The sequence below is a fragment of the Paenibacillus sp. FSL M7-0420 genome (assembly GCF_038002345.1).
Classification (GTDB): Bacteria; Bacillota; Bacilli; order Paenibacillales; family Paenibacillaceae; genus Paenibacillus_AQ.
Window position 1 is genome coordinate 423969 of the sequence record NZ_JBBOCJ010000001.1, and the last position, 13407, is coordinate 437375.

14 protein-coding genes are annotated in these 13407 nt (G+C 54.0%); 13 read left to right on the forward strand and 1 reads right to left on the reverse strand.

Going from position 1 to position 13407, the window contains the following annotated elements:
- The first annotated feature begins 194 nt into the window (after positions 1-194).
- The 9 genes from MKX51_RS01810 to corA all read left to right on the forward strand — a co-directional run bounded on the left by MKX51_RS01810 (position 195) and on the right by corA (position 8734).
- Positions 195-812: a DUF47 domain-containing protein gene (locus MKX51_RS01810; protein ID WP_036730910.1), complete on the forward strand. Its 618-nt coding sequence runs from the start codon at positions 195-197 to the stop codon at positions 810-812.
- Positions 813-824: 12 nt separating this feature from the next.
- Positions 825-1814: an inorganic phosphate transporter gene (locus MKX51_RS01815; protein ID WP_340944350.1), complete on the forward strand. Its 990-nt coding sequence runs from the start codon at positions 825-827 to the stop codon at positions 1812-1814.
- Positions 1815-2144: 330 nt separating this feature from the next.
- Positions 2145-2873, forward strand: coding sequence for an amino acid ABC transporter ATP-binding protein (locus tag MKX51_RS01820; protein WP_036693252.1), 729 nt, complete (start codon positions 2145-2147; stop codon positions 2871-2873).
- A 32-nt stretch (positions 2874-2905) separates the two neighbouring features.
- A complete protein-coding gene (locus MKX51_RS01825) occupies positions 2906-3760 on the forward strand; it encodes a glutamate ABC transporter substrate-binding protein (protein WP_340990977.1) in 855 nt (284 codons plus the stop codon).
- 185 nt (positions 3761-3945) lie between these two features.
- Complete coding sequence (locus MKX51_RS01830) at positions 3946-4596, forward strand: amino acid ABC transporter permease (protein ID WP_340757177.1); 651 nt, start codon at positions 3946-3948, stop codon at positions 4594-4596.
- Between the two features lie 42 nt (positions 4597-4638).
- A complete protein-coding gene (locus MKX51_RS01835) occupies positions 4639-5289 on the forward strand; it encodes an amino acid ABC transporter permease (RefSeq protein ID WP_340944346.1) in 651 nt (216 codons plus the stop codon).
- An 87-nt stretch (positions 5290-5376) separates the two neighbouring features.
- On the forward strand, positions 5377-6666 hold the full coding sequence (locus MKX51_RS01840; RefSeq protein ID WP_340990978.1) for an ATP-binding protein: 1290 nt from the start codon (positions 5377-5379) through the stop codon (positions 6664-6666).
- A 3-nt stretch (positions 6667-6669) separates the two neighbouring features.
- The gene (locus MKX51_RS01845; protein ID WP_340990979.1) at positions 6670-7572 is read left to right on the forward strand and encodes a response regulator; all 903 of its coding nucleotides are present in this window, start codon (positions 6670-6672) and stop codon (positions 7570-7572) included.
- Positions 7573-7774: 202 nt separating this feature from the next.
- Positions 7775-8734, forward strand: a complete 960-nt coding sequence (gene corA / locus MKX51_RS01850; RefSeq protein WP_340944342.1) for a magnesium/cobalt transporter CorA — start codon at positions 7775-7777, stop codon at positions 8732-8734.
- Between the two features lie 26 nt (positions 8735-8760).
- Here the strand turns inward: corA and MKX51_RS01855 are convergent, their stop codons facing one another.
- Positions 8761-9309 carry a tyrosine protein kinase gene (locus tag MKX51_RS01855; RefSeq protein ID WP_340944339.1) on the reverse strand — a complete coding sequence of 183 codons (549 nt, stop codon included), beginning with the start codon at positions 9307-9309 and terminating at the stop codon, positions 8761-8763.
- A gap of 374 nt (positions 9310-9683) precedes the next feature.
- On the opposite strand from MKX51_RS01855, the gene MKX51_RS01860 reads away from it, so the two are divergent.
- The 4 genes from MKX51_RS01860 to rlmD all read left to right on the forward strand — a co-directional run bounded on the left by MKX51_RS01860 (position 9684) and on the right by rlmD (position 13256).
- On the forward strand, positions 9684-9974 hold the full coding sequence (locus tag MKX51_RS01860) for a YerC/YecD family TrpR-related protein (RefSeq protein ID WP_019913624.1): 291 nt from the start codon (positions 9684-9686) through the stop codon (positions 9972-9974).
- 3 nt (positions 9975-9977) lie between these two features.
- Entirely contained in the window at positions 9978-10748 is a 771-nt protein-coding gene (locus tag MKX51_RS01865) for a sirohydrochlorin chelatase (RefSeq protein ID WP_340990980.1), read from the forward strand.
- A gap of 104 nt (positions 10749-10852) precedes the next feature.
- Positions 10853-11743, forward strand: coding sequence for a diacylglycerol kinase (locus MKX51_RS01870; RefSeq protein ID WP_340944336.1), 891 nt, complete (start codon positions 10853-10855; stop codon positions 11741-11743).
- 34 nt (positions 11744-11777) lie between these two features.
- Entirely contained in the window at positions 11778-13256 is a 1479-nt protein-coding gene (gene rlmD, locus MKX51_RS01875; protein ID WP_340990981.1) for a 23S rRNA (uracil(1939)-C(5))-methyltransferase RlmD, read from the forward strand.
- Positions 13257-13407: the final 151 nt, after the last annotated feature.

Below are 13407 nucleotides of genomic sequence, written 5' to 3' on the forward strand. Positions count from 1 at the left end.
AGATTGAATGTTCGGATGATTATTTTCGTAAGTTGCAGGGAATTGTTATTATAGTGTGAAAAAGTTCGGTTTTTTGTCTTCTATCCCTTCTGTCGATATGATAAGATAACAAGGGTTGTCATTCATTTTCATGCATTTACATTTGGATGGCTGCATTTTTTTACGGCAATTTCATGTAAAGGGGTATAAAGCTAATGAGGCTCAGAAAAAAGGATATATTCTTTGAGACGCTGGAAAACATGGCTGACACCATTGTTCAGGCGGCGGATTATTTCGCTCAGAATATCTCGACTCTCCAGGGCAATGTGGAGAACTTCGCCGGGGAGATGAAGAAATACGAATCCCAGTGCGATACCTACACACACACTGTCATCAAGGAATTGAACAAGACGTTCATTACGCCGCTGGAACGGGACGACATCATGGATCTGATTACAAGCATGGACGATGTCATTGATGGGCTGGAGGCTTCTGCCTCGCGTTTCTATATGTATAACCTGCTGGATGCGGATGAGTATATTGTCCAGTTCGCAGAGATTCTCCGCCAGAGTGCATACGAGATCCAGAAGGCGGTTCATTTGCTCTCCCAGAAGAAGCTGCTGGCGATCCGCGAATACACCATCCGTCTGAATGATCTGGAGAACCAGGGCGACGAAGTCCTGCGTATCTGCACCAAGGCCCTGTTCGAGACTGTGAAGGACCCGATTGAGCTGATTAAGCGCAAAGAATTGTACGAGCGGCTCGAGACAACCACAGACAAATGTGAAGACGTAGCCAACATGCTGGAATCGATCATCATGCGTAACTCATAAGGGGCCTCAAATATGGATACATCTATATATGTACTAGCTTTTGTTATCTTTCTTGCGCTGGCGTTCGACTTCATCAACGGCTTCCATGATACAGCCAATGCGATTGCTACCTCTGTCTCAACCCGTGCGCTGAAGCCGCGTACAGCCATCATGCTGGCCGCCTCGATGAACTTTATCGGCGCCTTGATGTTCACCGGAGTGGCGAAGAAGATCGGGGGCAGTATTACCGATCCCACCCTCCTGGACAACGGGATAGATATTGTCACAGCGACGCTCATTGCGGCGATTATCTGGAATCTCGTGACCTGGTGGCTGGGTATTCCTTCGTCCTCCTCCCATGCGCTTATCGGTGCGTTAGCCGGTGCGGTCTATGTCGGGGCAGGGACAGAGCATATCAAATGGAACGGGTTCGTTGAGATCGTAGAGGGGCTGGTTTTCTCCCCGCTGATCGCTTTTGTAATCGGGTATATTGTGATGACGATTCTGAAGTGGATCTTCGCGAAGCGCAGTCCGCATACGGTCAATAAGGGCTTCCGTTCGATGCAGATTGTGACGGCTGCACTGCAATCCTTCACCCATGGTACGAATGACGCGCAGAAGGCGATGGGGATCATTACCTTTGCCCTCGTCACCTCGGGACGGCTGGATACGATGGAGGTTCCGCTCTGGGTTAAGATTGCAGCGGCTACATCGATGGCACTCGGAACGTCGATCGGCGGCTGGAAGATTATTAAGACGATGGGCACGAAGATTTTCAAAATTGAGCCGATCAACGGCTTCGCGGCGGATATTTCGGCGGCTTCGGTTATTTTCTCAGCCACGCTCCTGCATCTGCCGGTAAGTACAACCCATGCGATCACCTCATCGATTCTGGGTGTAGGTTCAGCCAAGCGCTTCTCCGCAGTCAAATGGGGAGTGGCCGGACGGATCGTGGTTACCTGGTTCATTACGATTCCGATCAGCGCTGTGCTGGCGGGAGTGATCTTCAAGCTCTTCTTCTAGGGCTGGAACAGAATAGATTACCTGGACAAGATGTCGCAGAAGCCATGGATGGCTTTAGGACATCTTTTTTTGTGTTCAGCGGTAAGCCTCGGCCTAAGAGGGGTTCTTTATTTTTCAAGAGAGAAATGTCACAAAAAGTCACAACAAATCGATAAAAGATGTTAATAGCGTTAAAAGAAAATGAAATACATAACATAACTAAAAGAAAATAACATGATGGAATTAAATTTTACATAGTATTATGTAGGATTTGGTAGTCTCTGAAGTAAGGTTTGTTTTAAGTGTTACCATTGCTGACAAACACCCGAATAGACAAAGGAGGCCTAGCCATTGATCGACTTTCATCAGGTAGACAAACATTACGGACAATTTCATGTACTGAAGGGCATTGACCTGCATGTTCAGGAAGGGGAAGTCGTTGTTGTGGTCGGTCCTTCCGGCTCCGGCAAGAGTACGATGCTGCGCTGCATTAACCGTCTGGAGACGATCACGAGCGGCGGATTAACCGTGGACGGTATAACTGTAAACGAACGCAAGACAGATATCAATACCCTGCGTAAAGAGATCGGAATGGTCTTCCAGCATTTCAACCTGTACCCGCACAAAAAGGTGATTGATAACATCACCCTGGCCCCGGTGAAGGTGCTGGGCTTAAGCAAGGCGGAAGCGGAGAAGACCGCCATGTATTATCTGGAGAAGGTCGGCATTGCGGACAAGGCGGAGTCCTATCCTTCCCAGCTATCCGGCGGACAGCAGCAGCGGGTAGCGATTGCCCGGGGGCTGGCGATGAAGCCGAAGATTATGCTGTTCGATGAGCCGACCTCGGCACTGGACCCGGAGATGGTCGGGGAGGTGCTCGATGTCATGCGCGCCCTGGCCCGCGAAGGCATGACGATGGTCGTTGTGACCCATGAGATGGGCTTCGCCCGCGAGGTGGCGGACCGGGTCATCTTCATGGATCAGGGGCAGATCGTGGAAGAGGCGGAGCCGGAAGCTTTCTTCGCCAGCCCGAAGGAAGAGCGGACGCGTACTTTTCTCAGCCGTGTATTAAGCCACTAAACTAAATAATAGGAATCCGGGGAGGAAACGAAATGAAAATGTCCAAGAGCTTCAAGGTGTTAAGTGTGCTGCTGATTGCGGCCATACTGGTCATTGCCGGGTGCGGCAACAACAAGGGCAAGAACGACAATGCGGCAGGCGGCAACGCTGCCGGAGGAGCAGCCGCTGACTCTGCGGCCATTGCCAAGATCAAGGAGCGCGGCAAGCTGCTCGTCGGCGTGAAGTTCGACACCCGCCTGTTCGGTCTGAAGGACCCGGCCTCCGGCAACGTGGAAGGCTTCGACATCGATATCTCCAAGGCCATCGCCAAAAAAATTCTCGGTGACGAGAATGCCATTGAGCTGAAGGAGGTCACCTCCAAGACGCGTATTCCGATGCTGAATAACGGCGAGATCGATATGGTGGTGGCTACCATGACCATTACGGAGGACCGCAAGAAGGAAGTCGATTTCTCTGACGTCTATTTCCAGGCCGGCCAGTCCCTGCTGGTGAAGAAGGGCAGCGCGATTACAGGCCTGGAGAGCGTTACGAAGGATACGAAGATCCTCGGCTCCAAGGGGGCGACCTCGATCAAGAATATCAAAGAGAAGGTGCCGGGCGTAACCGTGCTTGAGTTCGACAACTACCAGGATGCCTTCAGCGCGCTCAAGGCGGGTCAGGGCGATGCGCTCACTACAGATGATGCGATTCTGTACGGAATGGCCTCACAGGACCCCGGGTTCGAGGTTGTTGGGAAGCCGTTCACCGATGAGCCTTACGGCATTGCGGTCCAGAAAGGCAACGCCGATGTAGTTAAGGCGATTAATGATACACTGGCTGAACTAAAGGCGAACGGGGAGTATGATGCCATCTACACGAAGTGGATTGGTAAAGCTCCTGCTAAATAAGTCTGTTCCAGGCAAGAGCTTGCTTCCTTCAAGGTAAGAACGAATAAATGGGCTGCACACGAATTTCCCGTAGAAACGGTACCGCCTTGTCCAAGGACGGCAACGCCGTTTCTACTTGTTTGTAGGAACGGTGGTCATACCGGGGAGGAACGAACTTATCCACAGGTAAAGGCAGGTGAACATTGATGGATTTCTCAATATTAACGAACTACTTCGGATTGTATATGGAAGGCTTCTACGGTACGCTGCTGTCCAGTGTACTGGCCCTGATCGGCAGCTTCCTGATCGGCGCGGTCGTTGCCGTCTTCCGCATGACTTCAGTCAAGGGTCTGCGCTGGTTCGGTGCGGTGTATGTGGAGTTCATCCGCAACATCCCGCTGCTGCTGGTCGTGTATATTTTCTATTACGGGCCTTCCGCTCTGGGCTTCACACTGGACGGCTTCAAGGCAGGAACCATTGGACTCGCCGTATATACCTCGGCCTTCATCGCCGAAGCGATCCGTGCCGGAATTATGGCCGTGCCCAAGGGACAGATGGAGGCGGCACGTTCCTCCGGTCTCAGCTACATACAGACGATGCTGCATATCATTCTGCCGCAGGCGATCAAGCTGGTGATCCCGCCGCTCGGCAACCAGTTCATTAACCTGATTAAGAACTCCTCGGTACTGACTCTGGTGGCCGGTCTTGATCTGATGTACTTCGCCGACGGGATCTCTACAGAGACTTACCGTACCTTCGACACCTACATTTTCGTAGCGGTATTCTATCTGGTGCTTACGCTTCCGCTCAGCTACGGCGTGCGGATCTGGGAGCGCAGACTGCAGCGCAAATATTAAGAAGCATCATAAAAGGACATCTGAAGCCAAAGGAGGGCTATTATGGATTTCACAGGTGCATACTCTGCCGATAATTTGAAGTTTCTGCTGGACGGATTGTATGTGACGCTGATCGTTGCTTTTGTATCGATCTTCCTGAGCTTTATCATCGGCTGTATTATTGGCGTCATCCGCTACTCGGAGGTGCCGGTGCTGTCTCCGGTCATGTTCTACCTGGTGGAGCTGATCCGTAATCTGCCGCTGCTGCTGATCATCTTCTTCATCCGCTTCGCCTTGCCGGAGGTCGGGATCAAGCTCGGACTGATTACTGCGGCCATTGCGGCATTAACCATCTTCGAGGCGGCGATGATTGCCGAGATTGTCCGCGGCGGCTTAATGTCTATCGACAAGGGGCAGATTGAGGCGGCGCGCTCCTCCGGTCTCAGCAGTGTACAGACCTTATGGCATATCGTGCTTCCCCAGGGGCTGCGGCGGATGGTCCCGCCACTGGTCAGCCAGTTCATCTCCCTGCTGAAGGATACCTCGCTCGCTGTTGTGATTTCCCTGCCGGAGCTGATGCATAATGCCAACATTGTCATTGGCCACAGCTACAGCTATGCCATCCCTACGCTGGCGCTGGTTGCCCTGATTTATTTTGTCGTCAATTACCTGCTGTCGCTGCTGTCCAGAAGGCTTGAGCACAGAGCGGTATAACCTTAGCCGAATGAGGATTAAGCCATATTCAATCCAGTGCGGCTATGATACTATAGTTGTCAACCTCTCTAGGCAGGAGCAGTGGCGATGGGACAATCGATTCTGAGAATGAAGGCGGTACAGATTCTGCTGGTGGCCGCCGTTACTGCGGTAGCCGGAGAATTCAAGATCAACCCGTTTGACGGAGATATCTTCCGGATTGCCATGGGCAGCAGCGCTTTTCTCCTCTTCCTGCTGTTAATGAGGCAGCTGCCGTATATCCGCACAGGCTGTGCTGCCGGGGTGGTCGTGCTGCTGTTCCGCACTGCCATGGATATGGTGGAGGGGAGCGGACTGACGGTAGAGCAGAGTCTTAGCAGCCACTTCTCGGCAATGATCTATTATATGGTATTCGGCGCACTGATGCATGTCATCAAGAGCCGGATCGATACGTTTCATCCGCTGGTGCTGGGCGCGGTTGCCGCGCTGATCGATCTTCTGTCGAATGAGATGGAGCTGCTGACCCGGCTGATTGTGCTGGATTCGGCTACCTTCCGGCTGAACGAGTGGACGTATCTGATGGCGATTGCGGTCTTGCGTACCTATTTCACCACAGGGGTATACAGCAGTATCTCTGTCAGCCAGCTGCGTATCCGGGAGCGGGAGCAGCATGAGCGGACCCAGCAGATGCTCGGATTCGGCTCCGGCCTGTACGGGGAAGTATTCTATCTGAAGAAGTCCATAGGCACCCTGGAGCAGGTAACGCTGAACAGCTTCGAGCTGTACACCAAGCTGAAGGACGGGGAAGGCACGGGGCGTTACAGCCGGCAGGTGCTGGATATCACCCAGCAGCTCCATGAGGTGAAGAAGGATTCGCAGCGGATTCTGGCGGGGCTGGTGAAGCTGGTGGAGCGTGAGGTGAACGGGGACATGCCCCTATCAGGCATTCTGCGGTTCGCGGTTAAGAGCAATGCCAAATATGCGGAAATGCTGGGCAAAGATATTAAGTTCCATATTCACATCACCTCCGATTACACAACCGACAGCTACATTCCTCTATTGACCCTGCTTAACAATCTCACCGCCAATGCGGTGGAAGTCATCCAAGGAACAGGCAGCATCCATCTGAACGCTTATGAGCAGGACGGCATGACGATTCTGACAGTGAACGATAGCGGGACAGGCATCGGGAAGCGTGATCTCGATCTGCTGTTCGAGCCGGGCTTCACCACGAAATTCGATGAAGAGGGGATCGCTGCCACAGGGATCGGGCTCTCTCATGTTCGGGATATAGTGAATATGTTCGAGGGAAGCATTACGGTTCAGCCGGTATCGCATACCGGAGGGGCCATGTTCCAGATTACAGTGCCGAGCATTAAGCTGCGGAAGGAGGAATAGAGGATGCCGCTATCATTCTGTATTGTAGATGACGATGCGTCGGCGAGAAGAATGCTGCAGCATATTATTGAGGACAGCGGGCTTGGTGAGGTGACGGGTACCGCAGCGAGCGGACAGGAGGGGATCGCTCTGATTCTGAGCGAGACCCCGGACATTGTGCTGATGGATCTGCTGATGCCGGACCAGGACGGGATTGAGACCATCCTCTCTCTTCAGGCACAGGGCTGCCGTTCCAAATTCGTCATGATCTCGCAGATTGAGAACGGGGATATGGTCAGCCGCGCCTACAGGAGCGGAATTGAATTCTTCATCCGCAAGCCGATCAACAAGATTGAAGTCGAATCTGTTCTATATAAAGTGAATGAACGTTACGCCATGGGCCGTTATCTGGATGAGATCAAGATGACGCTGGGCAAGCTGGAGGGTCTGCAGTTCGGACTGCCGCAGCTGCCGCCGGGCAAGCGTACCGTCAAGGAGATTGTCCAGCCGATTCTGATGAATATGGGCATGATCTCGGAGAACGGCAGCCGTGATATTATCACCATCATGGAGCTGGCGGTAGCGGAAGGGAAGAGCGGAAGTCTTCCGTCCCTGAAGGAGCTGTATGAGCTGACTGCTGCCAAGTACAGACCGGTGCCTGCGGAAGCAGCCAAAGAGGTCAAGGCTATTGAGCAGCGTCTGCGCCGCGCTTTGGCGGCGGGTCTGACAAGTCTCGCGTCCATCGGTCTGACGGATTACGGGAATCCGAAGTTCGAGCATTATGCGCCGCTGTATTTCGACTTCGAAGAGGTACGCCTGAAGATGAAGGAAATTGAACAGGGCAGGGATAGCGGCAAGGTGAAGGTGAACATTAAGAAATTCCTGCAGGTGCTTCATCTGGAGGTGCTGGAAGGCTTGGGCCGATAAGCTATATATTGGAAAATTTAACCGGGCCGTTCGCCGTAAATGACGCCGTCAACTATAAAGACAAGACCAAGAAACCTCCGGAGCCGCTGGTCAGCGGGCTGGCGGTTATTTTTTTGCGTAGACATGCTGTACAATGGGAGGAAGCAACTAGAACAGCGCGGCTCTGCTGCGGATTGCCTACATAGGGCGGAGGACTTATATTATGATACGAACACTTGCCGTAACGCATACAGGCGAGATACTGACCGATCTGCTGCTTCAGGATATTGTCCTGGATGATTATGCCTGGATCTGGGCGGATTTCGCTATGCCGACGGATGATGAAACCTTGTCGCTGGACACCTATTTTCATTTTCACCCGCTGGCGATTGAAGACTGTATGCATGTCTTGCAGCGGCCGAAGCTGGATTATTACGAGGATGTGCAGTTCTTCGTGCTGCATTCGCTGAATGAGCGGACATTGGAGGCCGAAGAGATCGACCTGTTCCTCAGCCCGAAATTTCTCGTCTCCTACCATCATCAGGACAAGCCGGAGATGGAGGAAGCGTGGCAGATGGTCAAAGCTGAGATTCATAGCCGCAAGGGCTGGTCGGGCGGGCCGATGGCCGCTGCTTACACAGTGATGGACAAGCTGGTCGACAGGTATTTCCCGTCTCTGTATACGCTGGAGGATGAACTCGCGGATCTGGAGAGCCAGGGCGGCAACGAATCGGTGGAAGAGCTGATGAGCCAGGTCTTCAATGTGCGCGGAAGGCTGCTGAAGCTGCGGCGGACGATTGTGCCGATGCGTGATCTGATGTACCGGATCGTCAATTCGCAGCATGTGCAGAGTAACGGCGAGGAGCGGGTCTACTTCGGCGATATCTACGATCATCTGCTGAAGCTGACCGACATGATTGAAGTGGACCGGGAAATGACCGCCGACCTGCGTGACAGCTATATCTCGCTCAACTCCAACCGGATGAACTCCATCATGAAGACACTCACGGTGATTACCACGGTATTCATGCCGCTGACGCTGATCGCCGGAATCTATGGAATGAACTTCAGGGTGATGCCGGAGCTGGAATGGAAGTACAGCTATTTCGCAGTGCTGCTGCTTATGCTGGTGCTGGGGATCGGGATGTTCGGCTGGTTCCGGCGGAGCGGCTGGTTTAAGTAGAAGAAAAGCGCGTTAAACGCCGCCGCTTAGGAGCGGCGGCGTTTAACGGAGGAAGGCCCACCGGATTTACGCTTCTTGGAGGTGGTATTGCGGCGCTTCGTGACGGGGCGTCTTTTTTTGCGCCGTTTGGGGCTATAAAGGGCTGCATCCTCTTCGGCGGCGAGCTCTCCCGCTCCGCTTCCCTTGCCTTTGCCGAACCCGCCCATCACAAGCTTCACCATCGGAGCCATCTGTGAGAAGCCCTGCATCACCTTCTGCACCTTGCCCATGGTATTGACGATTCCGTCAATTCCGCCCATCCGGTCAACGATGCCCTTGATCTGTTCCATATTCGCCAGACTTCCAAGATTGCCAAGTCCGCCCAGCAGGCCTCCGGCCTTCGCGGTAGAGGCTTCTGCAGCAGGGAGCGCGAGTGCCGTATCGGTGACTTCGGCGCTGTAAGCAGGCAGCAGCTCAGGTTCTCCGGGAAGCGGGGCAGGTGTATAAGCAGATAGTCCCGGGTAAGGTGACGGATTGTAAGGTTCAGCCAGTGAACGGCCTTGCTGGCGGGAATGATTATAGTAATGCTGAGGCATAGGATCACATTCCTTCGTTAGTGGTTTGCTATACTGTATGTCATGGGCGAACAGACGGTATAGACGAATGCCCGGGTAACCGGGATACCAGCGGAAAAGGGCGAATGCCTATAGTGCGGCAGGCGGAAGTGAAGAAACCGTGTCTGTGCTTGATTTTGCACGGTTTTGTAGTACTATGAGTAAGGCGGTCTAACCTGGGAGCCGGAAGTAGTGACGGGTTAACCCTGATTATGGTGTGCGCCTGGAGTGGACGTTTGTCCGTCGATTTCACTCTTTACAGCGTGAAACCGTTAATGCTTGAAAAATGTGCTCCAGTACAATATAGTAGAGGCAAGATAGTCACATTAAGTTAATGTTTAGGGGATGATAGGGCGATGCAGCTAAAGAAGCTAAACGATAAAAGTATCGATCAATTATTTGAGGCTATTTTAACATTGAAAAATATGGAAGAATGCTATGTATTCTTTGACGACCTGTGCACCGTGAACGAAATTCAATCGCTCTCACAGCGCCTTGAGGTGGCCCGGATGCTGGGCAAGGGGTCTACATATAATCAGATTGAAGCCGAGACGGGGGCCAGTACGGCAACAATCTCGCGCGTGAAGCGCTGCCTGAACTACGGCAATGACGGTTATAAGCTTACGCTGGAACGTCTGGGCCGATAATTTATGGTTCCGGGTGTATTGTTAATCAGTCACGGCTCCCGTGATCAGGCCTGGGTGTCGATGGTAGATGAGGCAGTGAGCCATCTCACGCTCAGGGAGGAGCTGCCGGTGGCAGTGGCTTTCCTTGAGCTGGTAGAAGGACGATTGATACAAGATGGAATTGATAAGCTGGAACATGCAGGGGTCACAGATATTATTGTGATCCCCTTGTTTGTGTCTTCCGGCAGCACGCATGTCGATGAGATAGAATATGCGCTGGGTGCGAAGCCGGTTCCTGAACGGGAGACCGATCTTGAGCCGTTCAGAGTTGCTGCGAAGATTCATTACGGCTATCCGGTCGATGACGATCCCGATATTGCACAGATGCTGTGGGATAAGCTCCGGGGACTGTCGAAGCATCCCGGCAGAGAGATGGTGCTGCTGGTCGGACACGGCAGCAGGCATGACGGCTTCCGGCAGCGCTGGGAGCAGGGCATCTATTCGCTTGCGGCGCGGGTACGGGAGATAAGCGGGCTGGCCGCGGCTGATTACGGGCTGTTGAACCCGGATAGTGTAAGAAGCCGGGTGGTGCATTGGCAGGAGCAGGGCTATGATGTGCTGGTGGCTCCGCTCTTTTTGAGTGAGGGGTACTTCACCAAGGTGGTTATTCCGCAGCGGCTGGAGGGGCTGAATTATGCTTACTCCGGCCAGACGCTGCTGCCGCATCCGCTGCTGCCGCGCTGGATTCAGCGGCAGGTGGAAGCAGCGCTCCAGCGCCTGGAGGGTCAGCGTTAAATCGTAGGCGGGTAATGTAGCTGGCCCCTGACATTGCTTGTGGGGTACAGAATTGGGTATAATCAGTAAAGTTATCCATTATATAAACAGGTGGCGTTCCGGTAATGAAAACTGCGAGATTGATTTATAATCCCACTTCTGGTCGGGAAGAAATGAAAAGACGACTCGCCGATATTCTAGACCGGCTGGATATGGGCGGTATCGAAGCTACCTGCCATGCAACAACGGGAGAGGGCGATGCTACTGCGGCTGCAGCCCAGGCTGTGGAACGCGGTACTTATGATCTGATCATAGCTGCCGGAGGCGACGGTACGCTCAATGAAGTGATTAACGGGATGGCGGAGAAGCCGAACCTTCCCCCGCTCGGCATCTTGCCGCTGGGCACGACGAATGATTTCGCGCGGGCTATGGGCATTCCGAAGAATTGGGAGGAAGCCTGCGACCTGATTCTGCGCCAGGAAGCGCGCCTGATCGATCTCGGCAAAGCCAATGACCGTTACTTCATTAATATAGCAGGCGGCGGACAGCTGACGGAGCTGACCTATGAGGTCCCCAGCAAGCTGAAGACCATGATGGGCCAGCTCGCCTATTACCTGAAGGGGATCGAGAAGATGGCCAGCCTTGCTCCGCAAGAGCTGTACATCCGCGCGAACGGCCAGGAGATGATCCATGACGAGTTCATGCTCTTCCTGATCGCCAACACGAATTCGGTCGGCGGCTTCGAGAAGCTGGCTCCGGGTGCGCGCATCGATGACGGCCTGCTCGATGTTATTGCCGTTAAGAAATGCAACCTGGCCGAGTTCATCCGGCTGGTGCGTCTAACCATTCGGGGCGAGCACCTGAATGACAAGAAGGTTGTCTATTTCCGCACCGATGCCATGGAGGTTACCTCTCCAGGCTACGTTCAGCTGAACCTGGACGGTGAGCTGGGCGGCACCCTGCCGGGCAACTTCAGCATTTTGCCGCAGCATCTGCAGATTTTTGCGCAGAATTAATTGTGAAGAACATGAAAGAAGTGAACCTATACACATGAATAAACAACGCAGCAGGCGCAGCGCAAGCCGCCGGGAGCAAGGGGCGGCCCCTGTCGCCGGACTGCCGGTGAATAAGAATGATGAGGTCCTGCTCGATATTATCGGCATGACCCATGAAGGTGAAGGGGTAGGCCGCGTAGAGGGCTTTACCCTATTTGTGCAGGGCGCTCTTCCCGGTGAGAGAGTCCGGGCCAGAGTGCTCAAGACCAAAAAACAGTACGGCTACGCCAAGCTGCTGGAGCTGGTGCAGGCCAGCCCCGACCGCATCGCGCCGCCCTGCCCGATCTATGATCAGTGTGGCGGCTGCCAGCTGCAGCATATGGACTATACCGCGCAGCTCGCGTGGAAGCGCCAGCTGGTGGTGGATAACCTCCAGCGGATCGGGAAGCTGGAGGTGGCCGGTGCGGCGGGGGCTGATGCGGCAAGTGCATCAGGGGCTCAAGGCGAAGGCATCCGCGTGCTGCCTACCCTTGGCATGGACGAGCCATGGCGTTACCGTAACAAGGCCCAGGTGCCTATCGGGGTGACCGAAGGCGGTCTGGTCGGCGGCTTCTATGCACGGGGCAGTCACCGGATCATCGACATGGAGACCTGCCTGATCCAGCATGAGGACAACGACAAGGTCGTTGCTGCTGTCAAAAGCCTCGGCCGTGAGCTGGGCATCACCGCCTATGACGAAGAGACCGCCCGTGGACTGCTCCGCCACGTGGTGGTGAAGAAGGCGTTCCGCACCGGCCAGATGATGCTGGTGCTGGTCACGAACGGCCGGGATATCCCGCACCTGGACGCCTGGCTCGGCAGTATCCGCGAGCAGCTTCCGGCAGTGGTCAGCATCTGCCAGAACATCAACACCCAGCGCACCAATGTCATCTTCGGCAACGATACCCGCGTCCTCTGGGGCAGCGAGGTCATCTACGACTACATTGGCGAGGTGCAGTTCGCCATCTCGGCGCGCTCCTTCTACCAGGTGAACCCTGCACAGACTGAGGTGCTATACGGCAGAACGCTGGAGTATGCTGCGCTAACCGGCAAGGAGACTGTAATCGATGCCTACTGCGGCATCGGCACCATCTCCCTGTTCCTGGCCCAGCATGCGGATCAGGTGTATGGTGTGGAAATCGTGCCCGAAGCCATCGAGGACGCCCGCGCCAACGCGAAGCTGAACGGAATGAACAACGTGAAGTTCGAAGTCGGCGCTTCGGAGGATGTCATCCCGGCCTGGAAAGAACAGGGCATCACCCCGGACGTCATCGTCGTCGATCCCCCGCGCAAGGGCTGCGACCCGCGCCTGCTGGAGACCATCCTGCTGATGCAGCCGGAGCGTGTCGTGTACGTGTCATGCAACCCATCTACCCTGGCCCGCGACCTGCGGGTGCTGGAGGATGGGGGCTACCGGACGGTGGAGGTTACGCCGGTGGATATGTTCCCGCATACGACACATATCGAATCAGTCGCTCTACTGGAGCTGAAATAGTACAGTGGTGGGAAGCCTTATGTATCAAGGGTTTTTGCGGTGATACAGATGCGTGGAAGTTGGTAGGACAGTGAGTGGAATTGTTCATTGATGTGAAATTGATGTGAAAAGCCTAAATAATCGCCAGTAAATAAATATAATTCGACATAAA

Bases quoted from the DNA above. Each gene is read 5' to 3' on its own strand.
- MKX51_RS01810 (WP_036730910.1), top strand. From the start codon at position 195: ATGAGGCTCAGAAAAAAGGATATATTCTTTGAGACGCTGGAAAACATG.
- MKX51_RS01815 (WP_340944350.1), top strand. From the start codon at position 825: ATGGATACATCTATATATGTACTAGCTTTTGTTATCTTTCTTGCGCTG.
- MKX51_RS01825 (WP_340990977.1), top strand. From the start codon at position 2,906: ATGAAAATGTCCAAGAGCTTCAAGGTGTTAAGTGTGCTGCTGATTGCG.
- MKX51_RS01830 (WP_340757177.1), top strand. From the start codon at position 3,946: ATGGATTTCTCAATATTAACGAACTACTTCGGATTGTATATGGAAGGC.
- MKX51_RS01835 (WP_340944346.1), top strand. From the start codon at position 4,639: ATGGATTTCACAGGTGCATACTCTGCCGATAATTTGAAGTTTCTGCTG.
- MKX51_RS01840 (WP_340990978.1), top strand. From the start codon at position 5,377: ATGGGACAATCGATTCTGAGAATGAAGGCGGTACAGATTCTGCTGGTG.
- MKX51_RS01845 (WP_340990979.1), top strand. From the start codon at position 6,670: ATGCCGCTATCATTCTGTATTGTAGATGACGATGCGTCGGCGAGAAGA.
- corA (WP_340944342.1), top strand. From the start codon at position 7,775: ATGATACGAACACTTGCCGTAACGCATACAGGCGAGATACTGACCGAT.
- MKX51_RS01855 (WP_340944339.1), bottom strand. From the start codon at position 9,309: ATGCCTCAGCATTACTATAATCATTCCCGCCAGCAAGGCCGTTCACTG.
- MKX51_RS01860 (WP_019913624.1), top strand. From the start codon at position 9,684: ATGCAGCTAAAGAAGCTAAACGATAAAAGTATCGATCAATTATTTGAG.
- MKX51_RS01865 (WP_340990980.1), top strand. From the start codon at position 9,978: ATGGTTCCGGGTGTATTGTTAATCAGTCACGGCTCCCGTGATCAGGCC.
- MKX51_RS01870 (WP_340944336.1), top strand. From the start codon at position 10,853: ATGAAAACTGCGAGATTGATTTATAATCCCACTTCTGGTCGGGAAGAA.
- rlmD (WP_340990981.1), top strand. From the start codon at position 11,778: ATGAATAAACAACGCAGCAGGCGCAGCGCAAGCCGCCGGGAGCAAGGG.